Source organism: Streptomyces xinghaiensis S187 (assembly GCF_000220705.2).
Classification (GTDB): domain Bacteria; phylum Actinomycetota; class Actinomycetes; order Streptomycetales; family Streptomycetaceae; genus Streptomyces; species Streptomyces xinghaiensis.
Genome location: NZ_CP023202.1, coordinates 1453413 through 1477058, shown reverse-complemented (window position 1 = coordinate 1477058; position 23646 = coordinate 1453413). Strand labels below are relative to the sequence as shown.

The 23646-nt window shown below is 74.9% G+C and carries 18 protein-coding genes; 8 read left to right on the top strand and 10 right to left on the bottom strand.

Translation table 11 applies throughout. The features are described 5' to 3' along the window. Positions 1-224 precede the first annotated feature (224 nt). Both SXIN_RS06245 and SXIN_RS06240 read right to left on the bottom strand, forming a co-directional pair. On the bottom strand, positions 225-1052 hold the full coding sequence (locus SXIN_RS06245) for a DUF4142 domain-containing protein (protein WP_192883554.1): 828 nt from the start codon (positions 1050-1052) through the stop codon (positions 225-227). Positions 1053-1432: 380 nt separating this feature from the next. Next, a complete protein-coding gene (locus tag SXIN_RS06240; RefSeq protein WP_095757948.1) occupies positions 1433-2209 on the bottom strand; it encodes a peptidyl-tRNA hydrolase in 777 nt (258 codons plus the stop codon). Between the two features lie 82 nt (positions 2210-2291). On the opposite strand from SXIN_RS06240, the gene SXIN_RS06235 reads away from it, so the two are divergent. Next, the gene (locus SXIN_RS06235) at positions 2292-2966 is read left to right on the top strand and encodes an AIM24 family protein (protein ID WP_019706226.1); all 675 of its coding nucleotides are present in this window, start codon (positions 2292-2294) and stop codon (positions 2964-2966) included. Between the two features lie 169 nt (positions 2967-3135). On the opposite strand, the gene zapE is transcribed toward SXIN_RS06235, so the two are convergent. Beyond that, the gene (gene zapE / locus SXIN_RS06230) at positions 3136-4197 is read right to left on the bottom strand and encodes a cell division protein ZapE (RefSeq protein WP_019706280.1); all 1062 of its coding nucleotides are present in this window, start codon (positions 4195-4197) and stop codon (positions 3136-3138) included. Between the two features lie 211 nt (positions 4198-4408). Here zapE and SXIN_RS06225 point away from each other — a divergent pair, with 211 nt between their 5' ends. The 4 genes from SXIN_RS06225 to msrB all read left to right on the top strand — a co-directional run bounded on the left by SXIN_RS06225 (position 4409) and on the right by msrB (position 7779). Continuing rightward, positions 4409-5200 carry a pyrimidine reductase family protein gene (locus tag SXIN_RS06225; RefSeq protein WP_039823493.1) on the top strand — a complete coding sequence of 264 codons (792 nt, stop codon included), beginning with the start codon at positions 4409-4411 and terminating at the stop codon, positions 5198-5200. 163 nt (positions 5201-5363) lie between these two features. Then, entirely contained in the window at positions 5364-5831 is a 468-nt protein-coding gene (locus tag SXIN_RS06220; protein WP_019711047.1) for a hypothetical protein, read from the top strand. 59 nt (positions 5832-5890) lie between these two features. Then, on the top strand, positions 5891-7297 hold the full coding sequence (murC, locus tag SXIN_RS06215; protein ID WP_019711046.1) for a UDP-N-acetylmuramate--L-alanine ligase: 1407 nt from the start codon (positions 5891-5893) through the stop codon (positions 7295-7297). A gap of 74 nt (positions 7298-7371) precedes the next feature. Further along, positions 7372-7779 (top strand): peptide-methionine (R)-S-oxide reductase MsrB, encoded by a 408-nt coding sequence (msrB, locus tag SXIN_RS06210; protein ID WP_019711045.1) that lies wholly within the window; start codon positions 7372-7374, stop codon positions 7777-7779. Positions 7780-7784: 5 nt separating this feature from the next. Here the strand turns inward: msrB and SXIN_RS06205 are convergent, their stop codons facing one another. After that, a complete protein-coding gene (locus tag SXIN_RS06205; protein ID WP_039823491.1) occupies positions 7785-8882 on the bottom strand; it encodes an alkene reductase in 1098 nt (365 codons plus the stop codon). A gap of 144 nt (positions 8883-9026) precedes the next feature. Here SXIN_RS06205 and SXIN_RS06200 point away from each other — a divergent pair, with 144 nt between their 5' ends. Continuing rightward, positions 9027-9404 (top strand): MerR family transcriptional regulator, encoded by a 378-nt coding sequence (locus SXIN_RS06200; RefSeq protein ID WP_019711043.1) that lies wholly within the window; start codon positions 9027-9029, stop codon positions 9402-9404. A 172-nt stretch (positions 9405-9576) separates the two neighbouring features. Here SXIN_RS06200 and treZ read toward each other — a convergent pair whose 3' ends face one another. The 4 genes from treZ to SXIN_RS06180 form a co-directional block, all read right to left on the bottom strand. Beyond that, positions 9577-11337 carry a malto-oligosyltrehalose trehalohydrolase gene (treZ, locus tag SXIN_RS06195; RefSeq protein WP_095756712.1) on the bottom strand — a complete coding sequence of 587 codons (1761 nt, stop codon included), beginning with the start codon at positions 11335-11337 and terminating at the stop codon, positions 9577-9579. 225 nt (positions 11338-11562) lie between these two features. Next, on the bottom strand, positions 11563-12495 hold the full coding sequence (locus SXIN_RS06190; protein WP_095756711.1) for a GNAT family N-acetyltransferase: 933 nt from the start codon (positions 12493-12495) through the stop codon (positions 11563-11565). A gap of 289 nt (positions 12496-12784) precedes the next feature. Beyond that, positions 12785-14467, bottom strand: a complete 1683-nt coding sequence (locus SXIN_RS06185) for an FAD-dependent monooxygenase (RefSeq protein WP_192883553.1) — start codon at positions 14465-14467, stop codon at positions 12785-12787. A 144-nt stretch (positions 14468-14611) separates the two neighbouring features. Beyond that, on the bottom strand, positions 14612-16909 hold the full coding sequence (locus tag SXIN_RS06180) for an MMPL family transporter (RefSeq protein WP_192883552.1): 2298 nt from the start codon (positions 16907-16909) through the stop codon (positions 14612-14614). Between the two features lie 290 nt (positions 16910-17199). Here SXIN_RS06180 and SXIN_RS06175 point away from each other — a divergent pair, with 290 nt between their 5' ends. Together SXIN_RS06175 and SXIN_RS06170 are read left to right on the top strand one after the other, a co-directional pair. Then, positions 17200-17811, top strand: a complete 612-nt coding sequence (locus SXIN_RS06175) for a TetR/AcrR family transcriptional regulator (RefSeq protein WP_019711039.1) — start codon at positions 17200-17202, stop codon at positions 17809-17811. A 92-nt stretch (positions 17812-17903) separates the two neighbouring features. Continuing rightward, positions 17904-18473, top strand: a complete 570-nt coding sequence (locus tag SXIN_RS06170) for a DUF1707 and FHA domain-containing protein (protein ID WP_050931070.1) — start codon at positions 17904-17906, stop codon at positions 18471-18473. 18 nt (positions 18474-18491) lie between these two features. On the opposite strand, the gene treY is transcribed toward SXIN_RS06170, so the two are convergent. After that, positions 18492-21074, bottom strand: a complete 2583-nt coding sequence (gene treY, locus SXIN_RS06165; RefSeq protein ID WP_095756707.1) for a malto-oligosyltrehalose synthase — start codon at positions 21072-21074, stop codon at positions 18492-18494. 213 nt (positions 21075-21287) lie between these two features. Beyond that, the gene (gene glgX, locus SXIN_RS06160; protein ID WP_095756706.1) at positions 21288-23519 is read right to left on the bottom strand and encodes a glycogen debranching protein GlgX; all 2232 of its coding nucleotides are present in this window, start codon (positions 23517-23519) and stop codon (positions 21288-21290) included. Positions 23520-23646: the final 127 nt, after the last annotated feature.

The window sequence follows — 23646 nt, the reverse complement described above, 5'->3', positions numbered from 1 at the left end:
ACCGGTCCTCTCCGGGAGACATGGCCTCCGCGGGGGCCGCCGAACCGTGCGAGGGCCGGTTCCAGAGGTTGATTTGAGCTACCGCCGCGGGGCGGGGCGCGGGAGGCGGGAGGCCGGGGGTGGGCGGAGGAGTGGTCTGGTGGGGGGTGGGACCACCCCTCCGCCCCGGCACCGCGGTCGGCCGCCCCGGCGGACCGCGGTGCCCGTCGTGGCCCGTCGGCCCGTTACGGGGCGGAGCCGGCCGGTGCGCCGGCGCCGGGGGCGGGCTGGTCGGCCGTGGGCGTCGCGGTGGGCTGCCCCGGGTCGTCCGCCGGCGCGGTGGTCTCCGGCACGGCGGACGGCAGGGACGTGGCGCCGGGAGGCGTGACGACCGGCACCGGCGAGCCGATGACCGACGAGGTCGACGGGGGCGGCGGCGGGGGAGCCGGCTTCTCCGTGGCGGCCGCGGCCTCCTCGGCGGCGATGGTGTCGAAGTCGACCATGCCGGTGTTCTCCAGCATGGTGATGTGGTCGAGCACGGTGATGTTGGCCGCGTCCGCCAGGTCGCGGATCAGCTCGTTGCGGGTGGTGTGCCGCACCTGGCCGATGAGCCCGAAGACCTTGCCGTGGGCCGTCCGCAGGATGTTGGCGAACTTCCGCTGGTAGTCCTCGCCCTGGGCGTCGGTCATCTCCCGGAGCCAGCCCTTTTGCTGGTCGGTCGGTTCGTTCGGCAGCTCCACGCCGAGCTTGGCGGCGATGTCCCGGGCCCGCCGGTCCAGGTCCGCGTGGCCGACGACGAGATGGTCGCCGGCGTCGCGGATGGCCTGGTTGGGTGCCCGCTCCATGGCCTGCCGGCCGGCGGGCAGCTCCCACAGACCGGCGAGCCTCACCTTCACCAGGAAGTCCCGGTCGAGGGCCGACAGCGGCCCCCACTTGGTGGACACGGTCTGTGACTGGAGGTTCGCGAGACCGGTGCCGGACCGGTCCTCGTAACTCCAGATGGGATAGATCAGCGCACCGATGGTCGCGGCGATCGCCACGAGGATGGCGGCGGTTCCGTTGATGCGTCGCAAAGTATCTCCTGCCATGGCGGCGCACTCGCAGGGAGCGAGGAGCGGGGCCGGCCCGCCGTGCCGTCGTGAGGAGCGGCGTGGCGTGCCGGACCAGCGTGGACTGAGCGGTTGGTCAAGCCGGTTGGTCTGCCGCCGGCCGGGCGGGGCCCGGTCCGGTGGCGTCGGGGATCGATACGTACGGGAGGCGGCGGGTGTTCAAAGGCGTGATCGATCCGCTCCGGATGTTCACGACCGGGGCCCCGCCGCTCCGGTTGTCCCGGTCCGGGCAACGCCCGCCCGGAGGTGCTCCCGGACACGGGCGACGGCCGGCGTGCCACCGGCTCCGGGACCCCGCCCCGGGATCCGTACGGCCCGCGTGCGCTCCGGCGCGCGGGCTCCGCTCAGCGCCCCGTGAGCGCCGGGTGTTCCGCGACGACCGTGCAGGAACCCGGGGCGATCTCCGTGAAGCCCGCGTCCCGCACCACCGGCAGTCCGCTCCCCGTGAGGTCCGCCCAGCGCGCGGGCTCCGCGGTCCGTACGGCGAGCGGGAAACCGGCCGCGCGCCACGCCGACCGCTCGGCGGGCGGCAGGCGCAGCCAGGCCAGCTGGGCGCCGTGTCCCGCCTGTGCCATCGCCTTGCCCGCCGACATCTCCAGCTCCGGGCTGAGCCACAGCACGGGCCGCCCGGGCGGCGGGGCGGCCGGCGGTGCCGGGTCCTCCAGCTCCGTGCCGGACACCTGGAGCTTCGCCAGCTCCTTCGGCCAGCCGTCGACCGGGACCGGCGGGTACACCCGCACCTCGGCCGAGCCGCCGGTGACGGTGATGCCCGGCAGGGCCGCCGCGCGCCGCCACTCCGCGCCGCGCGCCCTGCGCACCACCTTGCGGATCCGGGCGTCCTGCCAGTCGCGCACGGCCCGGTACCACGCGCCGTCCGGATCCGCCGCCCGCTCGTCCGACAGCAGCACGAGCACCGCCCGGGCCGCGGTCTCCAGCGCGTCCGTGCGGGACGGCGGGGCGGCCTTCTCGATGCGGGCCACCAGGGGCAGTACGAACTGGGGCGCGGCGTCGCGGTCCGCGGCCCCGGGCCGGAACGCGGCGGTGTCCGGGTGGCTGTGGCCGGCCTCGCTCCCGGTGCCGGTGCCGGTGTCGGTGTCGGTGTGGGTGTCGGCGGAGGTCATCCGGCCAGTCTGCCAGCCCGCACGGTACGTGCCCGCGGGCGCCTCCTTGGCGGAATGATGCATTCCGGGACAGCATTGCCCCATGCGCAGCGATCTCTTCGCCTCCGAGAACATGGTTCAGCCACCCACCGCGCCGGGCATGGTGCTCCAGAACCCCAAGGCGGTCAAATATGTGGTGAACGGCGAGTGCTACGCCCGCCAGGGCTCGATGATCGCCTTCCGCGGCAATCTCCGGTTCGAGAAGCAGGGACAGGGCGTGGGGAACTTCCTCAAACGCGCCGTCACAGGGGAGGGGCTCGCCCTGATGGCCGTCCGCGGCCAGGGCGAGGCGTGGTTCGCCCACGAGGCGGCCAACTGCTTCATCATCGACTTCGTCCCCGGCGACACCCTCACCGTCAACGGCCGCAACGTCCTCTGCTTCGACGCCGGACTGGGCTACGAGATCAAGGTCGTCAAGGGCGCGGGGATGGCCGGGGGCGGGCTGTTCAACAGCGTCTTCACCGGCCAGGGCCGGCTCGCGGTGATCTGCGAGGGCGATCCGATCGTCATCCCCGTCTCACCGCAGGCCCCGGTCTTCGTGGACACCGACGCGGTCGTCGGCTGGAGCGCGCACCTCGCGTCCTCCCTGCACCGCTCGCAGAGCGTCGGCTCGATGATCCGCGGCGGCTCGGGCGAGGCGGTGCAGCTCCGGCTGGAGGGCGACGGGTTCGTCATCGTCCGGCCGAGCGAGGCGAAGCCGGTGCCCGCGTCGAACTGACGCGCGGCGGCCGGGAGGGAGCGGGCCGCGTAAGGCCGGACGCCCGTGCGGGCCGCGGCCCGGAGGGGGCGGGCGTCAGGTCGGGGGAACTCCCGGACGGCGGGGGCGGCCGCGGCGGTTCCGGGGCCGGGCCCGTGCCGCCGCCGGCTGCCGCCGGAAGGGGTCCGGTCTACGCCTCCGCCAGCGGCCCGGCGTCCCGGGCGAGCGCCGTGAGCCGGGAGATCGCCCGGAAGTACTTCTTGCGGTAGCCGCCCTTGAGCATGTCCTCGCCGAACAGCTGGTCGAAGGGCACGCCCGAGGCCAGCACCGGTATCTCGCGGTCGTACAGCCGGTCCGCCAGAACGACCAGGCGCAGGGCCGTGGACTGGTCCGGCACCGGCCGCACCCCGGTCAGGCAGACGGCGCGGAGCCCGTCGGTGAGCGCGCCGTAACGGCTGGGGTGGATCCGGGAGAGGTGCTCCAGCAGAGCGGGGAAGGCGTCGAGCGAGGCGCCCGGGGTGCGGTGGGCGGCCCGTTCGACCACTTCGCCCGCGAAGGGCGGCGGCGCCTCGGGCAGGCCGCGGTGACGGTAGTCCTCGCCGTCGATCCGCAGCGGCCGGAAGTGCGCCGAGAGGCCCTGGATCTCGCGGAGGAAGTCCTGGGCGGCGAACCGGCCCTCGCCGAGCTTGCCCGGCAGGGTGTTCGAGGTGGCGGCGAGCCCGACGCCGGCGTCCACCAGCTTGCCGAGCAGCGTGGACACGAGCACGGTGTCGCCCGGGTCGTCCAGCTCGAACTCGTCGATGCACAGCAGCCGGTGGTCGCCGAGCGTCCGCACGGTCTGCTGGAAGCCCAGCGCGCCGACCAGATGGGTCAGCTCCACGAAGGTGCCGAACGCCTTCAGCTCCGGCGGGGCGGGCGTGGCGTGCCACAGCGAGGCGAGCAGGTGGGTCTTGCCGACGCCGTAGCCGCCGTCGAGATACACCCCGCGCGGGCCCGCCGGCGCGGCCGGCTTCCGGGTGAACCAGCGGCGCTTCCCGCCGCCCGCGGCGGTGCCGGCGCCGAGTCCGGCGGCGAAGCCGCTCAGCACCTCGACGGCCTCCGCCTGGCTGGGCTGCGCCGGGTCCGGGAGGTAGGTCTCGAAGCGGGCGTCCCGGAAGCGGGGCGGCGGCACCATCTCCGCGACCAGACGCTCGGCGGGCACCTGCGGCTCGCGGGCGCAGAGCGACAGCGGAGTCTCCGTGACGTCGGTCATCGGGCTCGGGGCGGCGGAGGAAGAGTGCACAGCACCCCAGCCTATCCGGACATCCGTCCGGTCGCGGACCGTGATCCCGCGCACACCGGCCGCCGGGGCAGCCGTCCGGCGGGCCGGTCCGGCGCGGCCCCGGGGCGGGGCTTCCGGCGCCGGCGGCCGCGCTTCGCGCGCCCCGGAATGCTCCGCCGGGGTGCGTGACAGACTGCTGACCATGCGACGTCTGTTCCCCCTGACCGCCGAGTCCGCGGCCCCGGACCTGCTCGTCGAGCGCGAGTGGGACCTCGGCGAACTGGCCGACGCCTACGCCTATCCGGAGGACGGCGCGCGGCCCTGGCTGCGGGGCAACATGGTCGCCTCCCTCGACGGCGCCGCGTACCACGACGGCCGGTCCCAGCCGCTCTCCTGCCCGGCCGACATGCGCCTCTTCGGAGTGCTGCGCGGCCTGGCGGACGTTGTGATCGCCGGAGCGGAGACCGTGCGCAAGGAGGGGTACCGCCCGGCCCGCGCCCGCGAGGCGTTCGCGGCCCGCCGGGCCGCCCTGGGACAGCCGCCGGCCCCGGTGATCGCCGTGGTGAGCGCGAGCCTGGACCTGGACTACTCCCTGCCGCTGTTCACGGAGCCGGCCGTGCCCACGCTCGTCCTCACCGGCGAGGCCGCCGTCGCGGAGCGCCCCGAACGGGTCCGGCGTGCCCGTGACGCGGGCGCGGAGGTGCTCACCGCGGGGCCCGGCGAGGGCGTCGAGCCGGCGACGGCGGTGCGGCTGCTCGCGGAGCGGGGGCTGACGCGCCAGCTCACGGAGGGCGGTCCGCGGCTGCTCGGCCAGTTCGCGGTGACCGGCGTGCTGGACGAGCTGTGCTTCACCCTGGCCCCGGTGGTCACCGCCGGAGCGGCGCCCCGCATCATGGAGGGCCCGGCGATCACCGTGCCGGAACGATTCGCTCTCGCCTCGGTCCTGGAGGAGGACGGTTTTCTCTTCACCCGTTACCGCAGGGGCCCGGGGTGAACGCGCGGACGGGGAGGCCGGGAGCCGGTCAACTCCCGGAAGATATCGTTCCGCTTGACCCCGTCGGGCGGCAGGCTTGGCTGGACGGACCCCGTGCGAGCGAGCGCGGGGCAGGATGGTTTCTGTAGGGCCCCCGGGCCCGAGAGGAAGAAGGGCGCTCGCCGTGTTCACCTCCGTACTCATGATCGAGAAGCCGCTGGTGCCCGCCGACGTGGAGCTCGTCACCACGCTCCACGGGGACGAACCCGTCGCGTTCGTCGTGCTGATGCAGCCCCACGGCGACCAGGACCGGCTGCTCAGAGCCCTCGACGACGTGGCCCTCGGCGAACTGGGGGAGGCGATCCGCGAGGCCGGCGAGCCCGGGGGCGAGGAGGCGGCGGGCCCGGCGGAGCGCGCCCTCGCCCACTCACTGGAGTCGCTGCGGGCGGCCGGCGCCGAGGCGGTCGGGCAGATCGTCGAGGAACACCCGCTCGACCTGCTGAAGAGCGTCGTCGAACAGACGCACGCCGACGAGGTCATCGTGCTGACGGCGCCGCACCTCGTCGAGGAGTTCTTCCACCGCGACTGGACCTCCCGCGCACGGCACAAGGTCGGCGTCCCGGTGCTCAAGCTCTACGCCCACACCGAATAGGCTGAGGCCGCTCAGCCCCTTGGGCCCGCCGGCCCGCAGCGACCCCAGGAGATACCCGCATGGCACCCGCCGTCCCGTCCGCCATGGACCGCCCGCACCTCATCGGCATCGGCGGTGCGGGCATGTCGGGCATCGCCAAGATCCTCGCCATGCGCGGGGCGCGCGTGGCGGGCAGCGACTCCCGGGACTCGGCGACCGCCGAGGCGCTGCGCGGACTCGGCGCCACCGTGCACATCGGCCACGCGGCGGAGTATCTGGCCGCCGACGCGAGCTGCGTGATCGTCTCCAGCGCCATCCGTGCGGACAACCCGGAGCTGGCGGCGGCCGCCGAACGCGGCATCCCCGTGATCCACCGCTCCGACGCCCTCGCCGCGCTGATGGAGGGGCGGCGGCCGATCGCCGTCGCCGGCACCCACGGCAAGACCACCACCACCTCCATGCTGGCCGTCGCCCTGACCACCCTCGGCCGCGAGCCCTCGTACGCCATCGGCGGCGACCTGGACGCGCCCGGCTCCAACGCGCTGCACGGCAACGGCGAGATCTTCGTGGCCGAGGCGGACGAGAGCGACCGCAGCTTCCACAAGTACGCGCCCGAGGTGGCCGTCGTGCTCAACGTGGAGCTGGACCACCACGCCAACTACGCCTCCATGGAAGAGATCTACGAGTCCTTCCAGACCTTCGCCGACCGCGTCCGCCCCGGCGGCACCCTCGTGATCTCCGCCGACCAGCCGGGCGCCCGGGAGCTCACCGCGCGGGTCACCGCGGGCGGTACCCCGGGCCGGGACCTCCGGATCGTCACCTACGGCGAGGCCGAGGACGCCGACGTCCGCATCGTCACCATCAAGCCGCGCGGGCTGACCAGTGAGGTCACTGTGGTCTTCGACGGCCGCGTGATCACCTTCACCGTCTCCGTCCCCGGCCGCCACTACGCGGGCAACGCCGTCGCCGCCCTGGTCGCCGGCACCGCGCTCGGCCTGCCCGTGCACAACCTCGCCTCGGCCCTCGGCTCGTACACCGGCGTCAAGCGCCGCCTCCAGCTCCAGGGCACCGTGAACGGCGTCCAGGTCATCGACTCCTACGCGCACCACCCCACCGAGATCGCCGCCGACCTGGAGGCCATCCGCGGCAGCGCCGGTGACGGCCGTGTCCTCGTCGTCTTCCAGCCGCATCTCTTCAGCCGCACCCAGGAGCTGGGCATCGAGATGGGCGAGGCGCTGACCCTCGCCGACTCCTCCGTCGTCCTGGACATCTACCCGGCCCGCGAGGACCCGGTGCCCGGCGTCACCAGCGCCCTGATCATCGACGCGGCCACCGCCAAGGGCGCCGACGTCCGGGCCGGGCACGCCATGGAGGCGGTGCCGGAGCTGATCGCGGGAATGGCCCGGCCCGGCGACCTGGTTCTCACCATGGGCGCTGGCGACGTCACCGAGCTGGGACCGCGGATCCTAGCCCGGCTGGGGAGCTGAGCCGCCGCCCGGCCCGCGCCCCGTACGCACGCACGCGGGCAGGTACGCAGGTACGCACGAGGAGAGGACCGCAGATGCCGTACGAGATCGACAAGACCGACGAGCAGTGGCGCGCGGAGCTGTCCCCGGACGAGTACGCCGTGCTCCGCAAGGCGGGCACCGAACCCGCGTACACCGGTGAGTACACCGACACCAAGACCGCCGGTGTCTACTCCTGCCGGGCCTGCGGCGCCGAACTCTTCCGGTCCGACACCAAGTTCGAGTCGCACTGCGGCTGGCCGTCCTTCTACGACCCCAAGGAGTCGGACGCCGTCGAACTGGTCGAGGACCGCTCGCACGGCATGGTCCGCACCGAGGTCCGCTGCGCCCGCTGCGGCTCCCACCTCGGCCACGTCTTCGAGGGCGAGGGCTACCCGACGCCCACGGACCAGCGGTACTGCATCAACTCCATCTCGCTCCGGCTGGCCCCGGACGAGGGCTGACCGCCTCACGCGGGAACGGAGACGGGATCGCCGGCCCCGTACCGGTACGCCGGGTAGGTGAGGTAGCCCGCGTCGCCGCCCATGAAGTACGTGGACTCGTCCACGGGGGCCAGGGGCAGCCCCGTGCGGAGGCGTTCCACCAGGTCGGGGTTGGCGATGAAGGCGCGGCCGAAGCTGATGAGGTCGGCGCCCAGCCCCAGCCAGTGACGGGCTTCGTCGGGACCGGCCTGCCGCGGGCCCAGCGGCAGCACCGGGTTCATGATCAGAGGGCCGGGCCAGGCCGTGCGCAGCCCCCGGAGCACATCCTCCACGGCTGTCGCCTCCAGATGGACGTACGCCAGGTCCAGGCGGGCCAGTTCGGTCAGCAGCGCGGTGTTGAGCCCGGCGGCGTCGGTCTCCTCGACACCCCAGAAGCCACCGCCGGGTGAGAGGCGGATGCCCGTTCGGTGCGCGCCCACCGCGTCGGCGGTGGCGGCGGCCGCTTCTACGGCGAACCGGATCCGGCCCGTGATGCCGCCGCCGTAGCGGTCGGTGCGCAGATTGGCGTTGGAGGAGAGGAACTGGGAGATCAGGTAGCCGTTGGCGCCGTGCAGTTCGACCCCGTCGAAGCCCGCGTCCACCGCGCGGCGGGCCGCGTCGGCGTAGGACCGGACGTGCTCGGGCACCTCGTCCGCCGCCAGTGCCCGGGGCACGGGCGCCGGCTGCCGGCCTGCCGGAGTGAAGACTTCGCCGACGGCCGGCACGGCCGAGGGGCCGACGGGCCGGCAGCCGGTGGTGGCGGGGTGCGACACCCGGCCGCCGTGCATGATCTGGGCGAAGATACGGCCGCCGTTGACGTGCACGGCCTCCGTGACCGGCCGCCAGGACGCGACCTGCTCGTCGGTGTGAAGTCCGGGCGTGCCCGGGTTGGACTGCCCGATGACACTGGGCTGTACGCCCTCCGACACGATCAGCCCGGCCGTGGCCCGCTGCGCGTAGTACGCCGCCATCGAGGGCGTGGCCAGGCCGCCGGCGGCGGCCCGCACCCGGGTCATCGGGGCCATCACGACCCGGTTGGGCAGCGTCAGGGCGCCGAGCCGGTAACTGCTGAACAGGGTGGGCATGTTGGTCTCCTCCATCAGGTCCCGTGCCCGGATGTCGCCGGGCACGGGGTTACGCTAAAACCTGACACTGATGTGAGGGGCAAGTGCTGTGTCGCGGTTCACCGTGGTGATCCCCGGCCGGCGGACCACAGCGGGAGGCCAGTCATGCGGATCGGGGAGCTCGCGGCGCGTACCGGCGCCAGCGTCAGGTCGCTGCGCTACTACGAGGAGCAGGGCCTGCTCACCAGCGGCCGCAGCCCCGGCGGGCAGCGGTACTACCGGGAGGAGGCCGTCGAGCGCGTGCGGTTCCTCCAGCGGTTCTACGCTGCCGGGCTGTCGAGCCGCACCATCGCCGGACTGCTGCCCTGCGTCGACGCACCCAGCGAGCAGACCTCCGGCGCCGCGCTGGAGCGGATGGAGCGGGAGCGGGCCCGGCTCTCCGAACACATCGACGACCTCATACGGACCCGGCACACCCTGGACGAACTGATCGCCATCGCGCGGGACCACCGCGAGCGGACGTGGACCGCGGCCACGAGCTGAGCGGCGGCCCGCCCCGCGGACCGGTGTCCCGGCCGGGGCGCGTGCGTACGGGCGCGCACCGGGCGGACGGGGCGGCGGGTAGACGGGGCAGGGGCGGACGGGGCCTGCGGCGGGCGGGGCGGCCGCACCGGCCCCGGCCGTCCCGCCGCGCGGGCCCCGAGGAAGCGCGGCATCACGGCACCGCCAGCACCGCCGCCGACTCCGGGGGCAGCCGGACCACCCCGTCGGCGCCCGGGGCGCCGCAGTCGCCCCACGCCGCCAGCACCCGGGCGTGCGGGGCCTCCGCGGGCACGCGGGCCTCGCGGCCGGCGGACAGGTTCACCACGGTGCGCAGCGCGCCCCGGGCGACGCACAGCCAGCGTCCGGCCCGGTCGCAGGAGACCCGCGTCCCGTCCAGGCCGGGGCCGGCCGCCGGTTCCGGCAGGGCGCGGCGCAGGGCGATCAGCTCGCGGTGCCAGGCGAGCAGCCGGGTGTGCGGATCGCGTTCCGGCTCGCTCCAGTCCAGACAGCTGCGGCCGCGGGTCGCCGGGTCCTGCGGGTCGGGGATGTCGTCCTCCGCCCAGCCGTGCGAGGCGAACTCCCGCCGCCGGCCACGCCGTACGGCCTCCGCCAGCTCCGGGTCGGGGTGGTCGGTGAAGTACTGCCAGGGTGTGCGGGCGCCCCACTCCTCGCCCATGAACAGCATCGGCGTGTACGGCGAGGTGAGGACGAGCGCGGCCGCGCAGGCCAGCAGGCCGGGGGAGAGGCCGGCGGCGAGCCGGTCGCCGAGGGCGCGGTTGCCGATCTGGTCGTGCGTCTGGGCGTAGGCCAGCAGCCGGTGCGCCGGGGTGGTGCGCGGGTCGAGCGGAGCGCCGTGCGAGCGCTCCCGGAAGCTGGACCAGCCGCCGTCGTGGAAGAAGCCGCCGGTGAGCGTCTTGGCGAGGGCGTGCAGCGGGTCCTCGGCGAAGTCGGCGTAGTAGCCCTGGTGTTCGCCGGTGAGCGCGGTGTGCAGGGCGTGGTGGAAGTCGTCGTTCCACTGGGCGTGCACCCCGTGGCCGCCCGCCGCGCGGGGTGTGGTGGTGCGCGGGTCGTTGACGTCGGACTCGGCGATCAGGAAGAGCGGCCGCCCGGTCCGTGCGGCGAGCGCGTCCACGGCTTCGGAGAGCTCGGCGAGGAAGTGGCGGGCCCGGTCGTCGCGCAGGGCGTGCACGGCGTCGAGCCGCAGGCCGTCGGCACGGTAGTCGCGCAGCCAGGCCAGGGCGCTGCCGGTGAGGTACGCCCGGACCTCGTCGGAGCCGGGGGCGTCCAGATTGACGGCCGCGCCCCACGGGGTGTGGTGGCGCTCCGTGAAGTACGGGCCGAATCCCGGGAGATGGTTGCCGGAGGGGCCGAGGTGGTTGTGGACGACGTCCAGGACGACGCCGAGCCCGTGCCCGTGCGCCGCGTCGATGAACCGCTTGAGCCCGTCGGGCCCGCCGTACGGCTCGTGCACCGCCCAGGGCGCCACACCGTCGTAGCCCCAGCCGTGCGTACCGGGGAACGGGCAGACGGGCATCAGTTCGACGTGGGTGATGCCCAGGCCGGCCAGATGACCCAGCCGCCGGGCGGCCGCGCCGAAGGTGCCCTCGGGCGTGAACGTGCCGATGTGCAGCTCGTACAGCACGGCTCCGGGCAGCGGCCGCCCGTACCAGGGATGCCGCCAGTCGAACAGCTCGTGGTCCACGACGGCGCCCGTGCCGCCGGGGCCGTCGGGGAGGCGCGGGGCGCGCGGGTCGGGCCGCACGGGGCCGCCGTCCAGGGCGAAGCCGTAGCGCGTGCCGTCCGCGGCCGGTGCCTCGGCCCGCCACCAGCCGGGGCGGACGGGGTCGCGCTCCATGGCGGTGACCGCGCCGTCGCCGTCCTCCACGTGCAGCGCGACGGCACCGGCCCGCGGTGCCCACACCTCGAAGTCCACGGACGCTCCTCCTGCCGGTGCTCGCGTCGGGGCCGCGCGCCGGCGCCCCCGCCGGCCGGGAACGGCCGGGCCTCCATGCTCCGCGATCGGGGACGGGGGCGCAGCAGGACGCGGCAGGGCCGGCGGGACTCCGCCCCCGGCCTTGCGAGCCGGGGGCGGAGTCCGGGGTGACGACCGCCGGGTCGCCGGGGCCGTTCTGCCCCGTCAGCCGTCAGCCGTCAGCCGTCAGCCGTCCGCGGGCGGCGGCACGAGGCAGATCCGCTCCTGCGTGATGGGATAGCCCGCCCTGGCGAAGGCCGCGGCCATGGGGAAGTTGCCCTGGTCGGTGGCGGCGGCGATACGGTCCGCGCCCTCGGCGGCCAGCTTGTGCGTGCACTCGGCCAGCAGTTCGTACGCGTAGCCGTTCCCCCGGTGCTCCGGCAGCACCCCGATGAAGCCCACGCAGGGACCGCCCGGGTTGTGGGCGGGGATGTGCACCCCGGCCAGGGTGCCGTCCGGGGCGTGGGCCAGCTGCCACCACTCGCGGGGCGACGGGCACCAGTGGAGGAAGTCCAGCTCCTCCCGGGCCGCGGCCTCGGCACCGTGCCGGGCGGCGGTGTTCCGGGTGTGGGCGTCGAGGCTGCCCTCCGCGATCCGGCGCAGGGCGTCCAGGAACACGGCGTCGTCCGGCTCGGCGCGGAAACGCAGCCGGCCCGGCCGCTCGGGCAGACCGCGGCCGGGCGTCCACGTATAGCGGAAGCGTTCGACGAGGGGCCGCAGCCCTGCGGCACGCGCCGCGCCGAGCCGCCGTTCGGCGGCGGCGCGCACCGGCGGCAGCTCGCGCCAGCCGGTGGGGAGCATCAGTTCGTACTCGGTGCGCAGCGGTGAGGTGCGCAGGAGTCCGGCGGCCGCCTCGTCCTCGCCCTCGGCGAAGTCGAACCAGTTGAGCAGCACCGGCTCCGGGTCGCCGGGAGCTCCCCACCAGGCGGCGCGCGCCACGACCCGGCCGCCGCGCAGCGCGACCCGGGTCCAGTCGGGGCGGTACTCGCCGCCCTCGTGGACGGGACGGTAGACGTGCCCCAGCGACGCGCGGCCGACGAGACCGGTGTCGGGGTGGGAGAGGGAGGTGAACAGATGTGCGTCGCTCTCGGTGAGCGCGCGGAAGACCAGCTCGGTCATGGGGTCCTTCCGGAAGGCGGGGTGCGCGCTCCCGGACGGCGGTCGGCTCAGCCGTGGGACGCCCGTCGGACGGGGCGGGAGCGTGGCATGGCGGTGATGTGCACGGCTCTCGCCTCCTCTCCGGCTGGTCGTTGGGCGTCAACGGTGAATCTAGCGGCGGTGGTTGGGGGTTGTCGAACGCCTTTCCGCGAGAGGCGCGCCGTTCCCGGGCCCGGGGTCCGCTCCGGCCTCCGCCGTCCCGCTTCCGCGTCCCGGTTCCGCCACCGGGTGCGCGGCCCCGTGCCGGCCGTCAGCCGGTGAGGCGCCCGGGACGGCGCGGGGCGGTGCCCGGGAGCATGCGCGGTCCCACCGCCGACAGGACGGAGGCCGCTGTGCTGCCCGCGCCCGCGATGTACCGGTCGGGGCGGACGAGTATGACGGGTGCCGCCGTTCCCGGCCCGGACAGCCCCGCCCACTCCTCCCCGGAGAGGAAGACCACCGGTATCCCCGCCCACGCCCGGTCGTCGCCGGGCGGCCACGTCTCGCCGGGACGCGCCCGGACCACCCAGGTGAAGCCGAGGGGGGCCAGCCGCTGGTGCAGCCGTCCGCCGCCGTCGGACAGCACGGGGTCGGGCAGCCGGCGGCCCGCCGCGGTGCGGACTCCCCGCCCGGTCCGGCCCGCGGCCGGGTAGCCGATGTCCAGCATGCCGACACCGCGGCCGAGGCGGGCCTGCACGGGGCGGCGGCCGAGCAGGGTGGGCGCGACCGTGCCGAGGAGGGCGCGCGTCATGCCCGTCCGGGTGGTGAGCGCCCGGGTCGCCCGGGCGGTGCCGCGCACCATGGCCCGGGCCACGGGCCGCCGTTCGGCCTCGTAGCTGTCGAGCAGGGCCTCGGCCCGGGCCGGTTCGGTGTGCCGGGCGGCGGCCAGCTTCCACAGCAGGTTGTGGGCGTCCTGCACACCGGTGTTGAGTCCCTGGCCGCCGACCGGGCTGTGGATGTGCGCGGCGTCGCCGGCGAGGAAGACCCGGCCCCGGCGGTAGTGGTCCACCAGGCCGTGGCTGAGGGCGAACCGCGACTGCCAGGTCACCCCGTGGCTGCCGAACGCGATTCCGGCGCGGCTGCGGATCAGCTCGTCCAGGAAGGGCGCGTCGAGGGTGGGACGTTCTTCCTCGCGGGCCCCCGGGACGTGCGCGATGACGCGCCAGCGGCGGGGCTCCGGCATGGGGACGATGAGCAGCAGGCCCTCGGGGCCGAGGAAGACGTGCCCCTCGTCCTCGGTGAGGTCCGCGGTGGTCAGGACGTCGGCCAGGACGAAGACCGCCCCGGCGTCCGAGCGGTCGAGCCGCAGCCCGGCCGCTTCCCGGACCCGGCTGCGGCCGCCGTCGCAGCCGATCACCCACCGGGCGCGGACCGTCTCGCGGCGGCCGTCCCCGTGTTCCAGCATCGCCTCGACCGAGCCGCCGCCGCCGCCACCGCCACCGTCGTCGTCGCGGAGATCCTTGAGCGCGACGCCCCACTCGATTTCACCGCCCCCGGCGGTGAGGTGCGATTCGAGGATGTGCTCGGTGGCGTACTGGGGGACCGACAGCCAGAAGGGGTAGGCGGTGTCGCCCCACGGGAGGCCGAGCAGATCGACGCGGACGGGGGCGCGGTGCCGGGTGTTCACGTTGAGGGCCGCGAACCGGGCGCCCGCGGCCCGGACGCGGTCGGCCACCCCCATGGTCTCGAAGACCTCCATGGTCCGCGCGTGGACGACCAGCGCCTTGGAGAAGCCCGAGCGGCCCGTCGCCCGGTCGACGATCCGTGCCGTGAGTCCGTGGCGCCGGGCCTCGCAGGCGGCGGTCAGCCCCGTGGGGCCGGCCCCCACGACGAGGACGTCCACATCGGCGTCGTTCCGCCGCCCCGCCGTCCCGGCGCCGGAGGCGGCGGCACCGGGTATGGCGCGGTCGTGGTGCTCAGGGCCGTCGTCGAATGGCCTGGGGTGTCTGGTCACGGGGTGTCCTGCCTTCCCTTGCTTGCGGAGTGTGAACCGGTCCTGCGGGCCGGCGGGGCCCCGGTGCCGTGGCACGGCACGGGGAGGGGTGGAGCGGACGGGAAGCGGGCCGGGCGGGGGAGCCCTCGGCCCGCTTCCCGTCCGTCATGAGTGCGTCCCGGGCACCCGTCCGTCCTCGGGGACGCGCTCGGGGGCGCGCCCGTGGGGCTGCCCGGCCGGCGACCCGCCGTCGCGCCGCGGCCCGTCGCCCGGTGTGCCGTCACCGGCCGGGCCGCTCCCGGGCACGGCGGCCGTCCGGCCGCCCCCGGCCGCCGCCTCGCCGGGCAGCCGTGGCAGCAGCCGGAGCAGCGGGCGCGGCATCCACCAGGCGGCCCGGCCCAGCACCGCCATCACGGACGGGACGAGCACCAGCCGGACGAGGGTGGCGTCGATCGCGATGGCGACGGCCAGGCCGAAGCCGAAGAGGTTGACGACCCGCTGGTCGTTCAGCTGGAAGCTGCCGAAGACCACGACCATGACGGACGCGGCGGCCGTGATGACCCGGGCGGTGGCGGCGATGCCGTCCCGGACGGAGCCCCCGGTGTCCCCGGTGCGCAAATACTCCTCGCGGACCCGGCTGAGCAGGAACACCTCGTAGTCCATCGAGAGCCCGAAGAGCACCGCGAAGAGCATGATCGGGGCGAAGGACTCCACCGGCCCCGGCTCGGCCCCGAGCAGCCCGGCGCCCCAGCCCCACTGGAAGACGGCGACCACGACGCCGTAGGCCGCCCCCACGGACAGCAGGTTCATCACCGCGGCCTTCAACGGGACGACCAGCGACCGGAATTCGACCATCAGCAGCAGGAAGCTCAGCCCCACGACGAAGGTCATGAACCAGGCCATCTCCCGGCCCAGCCGGTCGGCGAGGTCGATGGCGGTGGCGGTGGAGCCGCCGACGTGCGCCTCGCCGCCCTCCGTGTCCGCCACGGCGCCGGGCAGGACCTCGTCCCGCAGCCGGTGCACCAGCTCCTCGGTGGACTCCTCGTCCGGGGAGCCCTCGGGGACGACGGTGTAGAGGGCGGTCGTCCCGCTCCCGTCGAGCCGCGGCGGGCGCACCTCGTCCACCCCCTCCGTGTCCGCCAGTTCGGTGCGGAGATCCGCGGCCCGCCGCTTCGCCTCCGCCGGGGAGCCGTCCTCGCCGAAGTCCGCGGTGACGACCAGGGGACCCGTCCAGCCGGGGCCGAAGTCCTCCGCGACCAGTTCGTAGGCGCGGCGCTCGGTGGTGTCCTCGGGCGCCGATCCGCCGTCGGCCGTGCCGAGACGCAGCGAGAACAGCGGCAGGGCCAGGGCGACGAGCGCGACGGCCGAGGCCAGCAGGTACGGCCAGGGGTGGCGCTGGACGTGGCCGGTCCAGCGGTGCCAGCCGCTCACCCGGCCGCTGCCGTGGTCGAAGCGGAGCCGCCTGACGCGGAACCGGTCCAGCCGGTGCCCGAAGACCGCCAGCAGCGCCGGCAGCAGCGTGACGGCGGCCAGCAGGGTGGCCGCCACCGTGAGGGCGCTGGCGAGGCCGAGCGCCGACACGAAGGGTATGCCGATCAGATAGAGGCTGAGGATGGCCACGATCACCGTGGCCCCGGCCACCAGCACCGACCGCCCGGCGGTGGCCAGTGCGAGCGGGATCGACTCGGCGGGGGCGTGCCCGGCGTGCAGGGTCTCCCGGTGGCGGGTCACGACCAGCAGCGCGTAGTCGATGCCCACCCCGAGCCCGATCATGGCCGCGACCACGGGGCCGGAGGTGCCGATGGTGGTGAGACCGGCGGCCAGGTGGACGGCCGACAGCCCCAGGGCGAGCGCGAACAGCGCCGTCACCAGCGGCACGACCATGGCGAAGACCGAGCCGAAGGCCACCAGCAGCACCAGCACCGCCGCGGCGAGGCCGATCGCCTCGCTGCCGGACGGGCCGCTCTCGGCCTGGAGCACGGCACCGCCGAACTCGACCCGCGCGCCCGCGTCCCGTACCGGTGCGAACGCCTCCTGCGCGGCCTCCACCGACTCCTCGGGCACGTCCTTGGCGCGCCCCTCGAACTGCACGGTGGCCATCGCGGTGTGCCCGTCCGCCGAGACCATGGCCGGGCCCGGGCCGTACGGTGACCGCGCCGCCGCGACGTCCTCCGAGCCGCGCACCGCCGTGAGGGCGTCCGCGACGGCGGCCTTCACCTCCGGCGAGGCCACGTCCCCGCCGCTGTGGATCACCACCTGCATCCCGTCCCCGGACATGTCCGGGTAGCGCTCGCGGAGGGTGTCGTAGGCGGCCTGGGAATCGGAGTCGCTGAGCGTGAGGTCGTTGGAGAACTCACCACCCGCCGCGCGGGCGGAGAGGCCGGCGCCGGCCACCGCCAGCAGCCAGAGGGCGATCACCAGCCACCGGTGCCGCACCGAGAAACGAGCCAGGGCAGAGAGCAAGACGGCCTCCATGGGTCGGGGCGCGCGGGGGCCGGGCCCACTCCGGGCTCACCTCGGACCCACTCCGCGACACATGCCTTGACGCAAGAGTAGACACATGTCTACGCAGGTGCCAAACATGCGTCTTAGGTGAGCGGCGGGAGACGGGCGGGGGCGGGGCGCGGCACGGGCCCGCGGGACCGGCGTTGCGGAAGGAGCGGGCCGCCGAGGAAGATCGGGGGCGAGCACGACCGGCACGGGCCACCGACCGCACCCGCCCCGGCGGCGCGACCGGCGCAACAGGAGGAACGATGACCGTACGGCCACCCGGATTCGGCAGCCCCAGGGCCGAGCGGCGGGAGAAGGCCCGGGACCAGGTGGTGGAGACGGCGCTGCGGCTGTTCTCCGAGCGCGGATACATCGGGGTCAGGGTCGAGGACATCGCCACCGAGGCGGGCATCTCCCGGGCCACCTTCTACAAGTACTTCTCCGAGCGCGAGGAGATCCTCGCCGAGTTGTTCGCCCGGCTCCTCGGCCGCGAGCCCGTCCCCGCCCCGCCGGGCGGCCCCGAACGCACGCTGGAGCGCGTGGAGGACCTGCTCGTCGCGACGGCGGAACGGATGCTCGGGGACGAGGTGCTGGCCCGCTTCGTCTACACCCTGCCCATCCGCCACGCCGCGCTGCTCGGCGAGGGCGCGCGGCCACCGGTGCTCGACACGGTGGAGAGCATGCTCACCGAGGCGGCCGGCGCGGGCGTGCTCCGCGCCGACGTGCCCGCCCCGCTCCTCGCCGCCCATGTGGGACGGGCCTACGAGGCCGCCCTGCGCGACTGGGCGGAGCGGCGCTGCGAGGACGCCCCCGCCCAGGTGCGGCTGCTCCTCTCCCTGGCCTTCCACGGCATCGCCGCCCCGGACCGGGACTGACTGCTTTCCGCGGCCGGCCGGCGCGGTCCCGGTACGGTCCTGGTACACAGCGCACTGGACATGTCAGGGCGCGTGATCGGAGAATCGGTCCCGTGACGTCGTCCCACGAGCTCCGGCCCTGGCCGGGCCCTGCCCCGCGCGGTCCCGCCCGGGTGTCGGACGCCGACCGGGACCGCGCGATCAGCCGGCTCCGGGAAGGCGCCGCCGAGGGCCGGCTGTCCCAGGACACCTTCCTGCGCCGCATGGAACTCGCCCTCGCGGCCCGCGCCCGGGACGACCTGCGCGCCCTCACCGCGGACCTTCCCGACGAAAGCCGGTGGTCCCGGGCGGTGTTCGGCTCGGTGGCGGCCGTCTCCTCCTTCACCGTGCGGCTGCGCCGGGCCTGGCAGACCGAGCGCCTGCCCCGGCTGCTGCTCCCGGAGCCGGGCCCCCGCCCGCTGCGGATCGGCCGGGAACCGACCAACGGACTGCGGCTCGGCGACGAGACCGTCTCCCGCTTCCACGCCGAACTGGTGTCGCACGGCGGGATCTGGATCCTGCGCGACCTGGGCTCCGCCAACGGCACCTGCGTCAACGGCCGCCGGGTGACGGACACGGCCGTCGTGCACCCCGGCGACCAGGTCAGCTTCGGCCGCCTGAGCTTCCGCCTCGCCTCCCGCTGAGGGGCGCCGGCCGTCCCCTCAGACGCGGACGAGCAGGGCCACCGGCCACCGTTCCAGCAGCTCGGCCAGGGCCGGCGAGCCCTCCGCCTCCGCCCCGGTCAGCCGGTCCCGCCAGCGTCCCGGGGGCAGCCGCAGCGCGGTGTCCCGCCAGCCGCCGGAGCGGTCCAGCAGCCGGGAGAGCCGGGTGACGACCGTGACCGCCCGGCCGGAGCGGCCGAAGGCCACACAGTGCTCCGCCGCGGGACCCTCCGCCGCGAGCGGCCGGTACGAGCCCGCGCGGCCGAACCAGTCCGGGTGCTCGCGGCGCAGCCGGAGGGCGGCCGCGGTGAGCCGCAGCTTCTCCTCCGACAGGCTCCGCGGCGGCCGCCCCTCGTCGAGCCCCGCGAGCTCCTCCGGGCGGGCCCGGAACGGCGGCCGGTTGTCCGGGTCGACCAGGGCCCTGAACTCCCGTTCGGTGCCCTGGTAGACGTCGGGAACCCCCGGCATCGTCAGATGGACGAGAGCCGCGCCGAGGATGTTCGCGCGGGCGTGCGCGCCCAGCGCGCGGGCGAAGGCCACGGCCGCCGGATGCGGCGGCCCGCACGGGCCCGCCTCCGTGAACGCCCGTACGGCGTCCTCGTAGGCCGCGTCCTGCTCGGTCCAGGTGGTCCGCAGCCCCGCCTCCCGCGCGGCCTTCAGGACGGCCGGGACGAGCCGCTCCGCCGGCAGCGGCCCGGACAGGCCGTAGCCGAGCCCGAAAGCCGTCTGCCAGGCGGTCCAGGCCAGATGGGCGTCCGGCACCCCGGCGCCGCTCGCACGCGCCGTCTCCTTGGTCAGCCGCTCCACGAGCTCCGCCCACTCCAGGGGCGACTCCGACAGCAGCGCGATGCGCGCCCGGACGTCCGCGCTGCGCTTGGTGTCGTGCGTGGACAGCACGGTTCCCGTCTCCGGCCAGTCGCGCTGGAGCCGCGCGCAGAAGGCGTGGAACTCCTCCGGGGAGACGCCCGGCCGGCCCGGCTCGCCGCCCACCTCCGCGGCCGACAGCAGCGGCGTGTACCGGTAGAAGGCGGTGTCCTCGACCGACTTGGCGCGCAGCGCGGAGGAGGTCTGGGCGAAGCGCGCACAGAACTCCCGGTGGGCGGGGGAGTCGCCGGCAGTGCCGAGCACCAGATCGCGCACCAGGTCCACCGCGCCGGCCTCCTCCGGCACGGCGAAGGCGGCACGCGCCCCCTCGGCGGCCTCGCGCAGCATCGCCGCGTCCCGCTCCGGCACGGCCTTCCCCGGGGCGGTGTAGGGGCGGTAGACCGGGACGCGCAGCAGGAGTTCGCGGATCGCGGTGCGCAGGGCCCACGGGGCGTGGTCGGGCGGTACGGGCGCCGTCCCGCAGATCCGGACGGCCGTACGGGTCAGCGCCGACACCTCGGCGGCCAGGTCGTGTTCCACCACCTCGCGCGCGGCCCGCGCGGCCGTCGCCTCCCACGCGCCGCCCCGGTCGGCGGGGGCACCGGTGAACTCCCGGTGCAGAGAGTCGAGTTCGCGGGCGCCCGCGGGGTCGGTGAACAGGCCGTCGGCCCGGCGCAGCGCGTCGTAGCCGGTGGTGCCGGCGACGGGCCAGCTCCCCGGCAGCCGCTCCTCGCCGGTCAGGATCTTCTCCACCACGGTCCAGCAGCCGCCCCCGGCGTCCCGGAGCCGGCGCAGATAGCCCTCCGGATCGGCCAGCCCGTCCGGGTGGTCGACGCGCAGGCCCTGGACGACGCCGTCGCGCAGCAGCCGCAGCACCGTCGCGTGGGTGGCGTCGAACACGGCCGGGTCCTGGACCCGCACCCCGATCAGTCCCGAAATGGTGAAGAACCGCCGGTAGTTCAGCTCCGTACGGGCCAGCCGCCACCAGGCCGGCCGGTACCACTGGGCGGCCACCAGTTCGGGCAGCGGCAGCCGCTCCGTACCCGGCCGGACGGGGAACACGTGATCGAAGTAGCGCAGCACATACCCGGCGTCCTCCCCGGCAGCCGCCCCGCTGCCCGTTCGGTGGTCCTCCCCGCCCCCCGCTTCGTCCTCCCGTCCGAGACGGAAGTGCCGCAGTTCCCGCTCCAGCCGGCCGCCGAGGACCGGCAGGAGTATCCGCCCCCGGTGCGCGCCGGGGGCGTTCGCGGCCCCGGCCTCCCAGTCGATGTCGAACCAGCGCGCGTACGGTGAGCCGGGGCCGTCCCGCAGCACGCTCCACAGCGCCCGGTTCAGCCGCTCCGGCACGGGGACGGCCATGTGGTTCGGCACGATGTCCAGGACGATGCCCAGGCCGTGGGCCCGCGCGGTGGCCGCCAGCCGCCGCAGCCCCGCCTCGCCGCCCAGCTCGGCCCGCACGGCGGAGTGGTCCACCACGTCGTAGCCGTGACCGGAGCCCGGCACGGCCTCCAGCACGGGCGACAGATGCAGATGGGAGACGCCGAGCGCGGCGAGGTGGGGCACCGCGGCCTCGGCCGCGGAGAAGGGGAAGTCCGGCTGGATCTGCAGCCGGTAGGTCGCGGTCGGAACGGCGCCGGGTATGGCGCCCGGTGCGGCGTTCCCGCCGTTCCGCGCTGCGGCGGACGGCTCCGGGGACGGCGCGAGCGGCTCGGAGGTCATGGGAAGGATGTACCCGGACGGACGCCTCCCGTGCCTGCTGAACGGCGCATCCGGGCCACTCCGGACCACCCCGGCCCGTTGCGCCGTCCGGGTGAGGGGAGGCGGCGGCGTGGAATTCCCGCGGCGGCGGGCGGCCGGGAGACCGGGTCCGGCGGGGTCCCCGGGGGCGTGACCGGAGAGCCGGAGGCCCGGCGGTCCGGGGAGCCGGAGGGGTCAGGCCGGGCGCTGGAGCACCGTCAGGCTGCGGTCGATGAGGGTGAGCCGGTCCCCGGCCTTGACCCTCCGCCCGCTGCCCGGCTCCACCCCGCGCGGAAGCGCCGTGTCGACGACGACCTGCCACTGCCGCCCGTGGTTGACGGGGACGGTGAAGTCGAGGGCCGTGTCCCCGGCGTTGAACAGCAGCAGGAAGGAGTCGTCCCGGATCCGCTCACCGCGCGGGCCCGGCTCGGAGATCGCGCTGCCGTTGAGGAAGACGGTGAGGGACTTCGCGTGCGCCGCCTGCCAGTCCCGCTGGGTCATCTCCTCGCCGTCCGGGGTGAACCAGGCGATGTCGGAGAGCTCGTCGTGGGTGCCCTCGACCGGCCGGCCGTGGAAGAAGCGGCGCCGCCGGAACACGGGGTGGTCGCGCCGCAGCCACACCATCGAACGGGTGAACTCCAGCAGCTCCCGGTCGGTGCCCTCCTCGACGGGGCGCCGGCGCCGGCCGCCGCGTTCCCCGCCCCGGCCGCGCCCGCCGCCCGTCCGCCCGCCGGCGGCCTCGTCCCCGGCCCCGCCCTCGTCCCCGCCCCCGCCGTCGTGCGTGGGCCAGTGCACCCAGGCCAGCGCGTTGTCCTGGCAGTAGGCGTTGTTGTTGCCGGCTTGCGTGCGCCCGAACTCGTCACCGTGGCTGAGCATCGGGACGCCCTGGGAGAGCATCAGGGTGGCGATGAAGTTCCGCTGCTGCCGGGAGCGCAGGGCCAGCACCCCCGGGTCGTCGGTCGGCCCCTCCGCCCCGCAGTTCCAGGACCGGTTGTGCGACTCGCCGTCCCGGTTGCCCTCGCCATTGGCCTCGTTGTGCTTGCGGTCGTAACTGACCAGGTCGCGCAGGGTGAAACCGTCGTGGCAGGTGACGAAGTTGACCGAGGCGAGCGGCCGCCGGCCGTCGTCCTGGTAGAGGTCGGAGGAGCCGGTGAGGCGGGAGGCGAACTCGGCCAGGGTGCGCGGCTCGCCCCGCCACATGTCCCGGACGGTGTCGCGGTACATGCCGTTCCACTCCGTCCACAGCGGCGGGAAGTTGCCGACCTGGTAGCCGCCCTCGCCGACGTCCCAGGGCTCGGCGATCAGTTTCACCTGGCTGACGACCGGGTCCTGCTGGACCAGGTCGAAGAACGAGGACAGCCGGTCCACCTCGTGGAACTGGCGGGCCAGGGTCGCGGCGAGATCGAAGCGGAAGCCGTCCACCCGCATCTCGGTCACCCAGTAGCGCAGCGAGTCCATGATCAGCTGGAGCACGTGCGGGCTGCGCATCAGCAGGGAGTTGCCGGTGCCCGTGGTGTCCATGTAGTAGGTCGGGTCCTCGGTCAGCCGGTAGTACGAGGCGTTGTCCAGGCCGCGGAAGGACAGCGTCGGGCCCAGGTGGTTGCCCTCGGCCGTGTGGTTGTAGACCACGTCGAGGATCACCTCGATCCCGGCCTGGTGGAGCGCCCGCACCGCCGACTTGAACTCCAGCACCTGCTGGCCCCGGTCGCCCCAGGAGGCGTAGGCGTTGTGCGGGGCGAAGAAACCGATGGTGTTGTAGCCCCAGTAGTTGGCGAGCCCGACATCGACCAGCCGGTGGTCGTGGACGAACTGATGTACGGGCATCAGTTCGAGTGCCGTCACCCCGAGCTCGGTCAGATGCTCGATGATCGCGGGGTGCGCCAGCCCGGCGTAGGTGCCGCGCATCTCCTCCGGCAGCGCCGGGTGCGTCATCGTCAGGCCCTTGACGTGGGCCTCGTAGAGCACGGTGCGGTGGTAGTCCGTGCGCGGCGGCCGGTCGTCGCCCCAGTCGAAGTAGGGGTTGATCACGACCGACGCCATCGTGTGCGGTGCCGAGTCGAGATCGTTCCGCTCGTGCGGCTTGCCGAAGTGGTAGCCGTAGACCGCTTCGTTCCAGTCGATGCTGCCGCTCATCGCCTTGGCGTACGGATCGAGCAGAAGTTTGGCCGAGTTGCAGCGGTGGCCGCGCCCGGGATCGTACGGGCCGTGGACCCGGAAGCCGTACCGCTGGCCCGGCATGATGCCCGGCAGATAGGCGTGCCGCACGAAGGCGTCCGACTCGCGGAGTTCCACCGCCGTCTCCGAACCGTCGTCGTGCAGCAGGCACAACTCGATTCTCCGTGCGGTTTCCGAGAAGACCGCGAAGTTGGTGCCGGCGCCGTCGTACGTCGCGCCGAGAGGATACGCCTGTCCGGGCCAGACCTGCATGATGTCGACTCTTCCACTCCTGATCCGGGCTCCGCGGGACGGGATGGCCCCGGCAGGACAGGAATCCTCGCCCAACCAGCGGCGCGCCGGGGCGCTTTCGTCAGATCTCTCGTGAAAAGGGAGCATC

Coding starts and splice junctions, on each gene's coding strand:
- SXIN_RS06240 (WP_095757948.1), bottom strand. CDS start 2,209: ATGACCTCCGCCGACACCCACACCGACACCGACACCGGCACCGGCACC.
- SXIN_RS06235 (WP_019706226.1), top strand. CDS start 2,292: ATGCGCAGCGATCTCTTCGCCTCCGAGAACATGGTTCAGCCACCCACC.
- zapE (WP_019706280.1), bottom strand. CDS start 4,197: ATGACCGACGTCACGGAGACTCCGCTGTCGCTCTGCGCCCGCGAGCCG.
- SXIN_RS06225 (WP_039823493.1), top strand. CDS start 4,409: ATGCGACGTCTGTTCCCCCTGACCGCCGAGTCCGCGGCCCCGGACCTG.
- murC (WP_019711046.1), top strand. CDS start 5,891: ATGGCACCCGCCGTCCCGTCCGCCATGGACCGCCCGCACCTCATCGGC.
- msrB (WP_019711045.1), top strand. CDS start 7,372: ATGCCGTACGAGATCGACAAGACCGACGAGCAGTGGCGCGCGGAGCTG.
- SXIN_RS06205 (WP_039823491.1), bottom strand. CDS start 8,882: ATGCCCACCCTGTTCAGCAGTTACCGGCTCGGCGCCCTGACGCTGCCC.
- SXIN_RS06200 (WP_019711043.1), top strand. CDS start 9,027: ATGCGGATCGGGGAGCTCGCGGCGCGTACCGGCGCCAGCGTCAGGTCG.
- SXIN_RS06190 (WP_095756711.1), bottom strand. CDS start 12,495: ATGACCGAGCTGGTCTTCCGCGCGCTCACCGAGAGCGACGCACATCTG.
- SXIN_RS06175 (WP_019711039.1), top strand. CDS start 17,200: ATGACCGTACGGCCACCCGGATTCGGCAGCCCCAGGGCCGAGCGGCGG.
- treY (WP_095756707.1), bottom strand. CDS start 21,074: ATGACCTCCGAGCCGCTCGCGCCGTCCCCGGAGCCGTCCGCCGCAGCG.
- glgX (WP_095756706.1), bottom strand. CDS start 23,519: ATGCAGGTCTGGCCCGGACAGGCGTATCCTCTCGGCGCGACGTACGAC.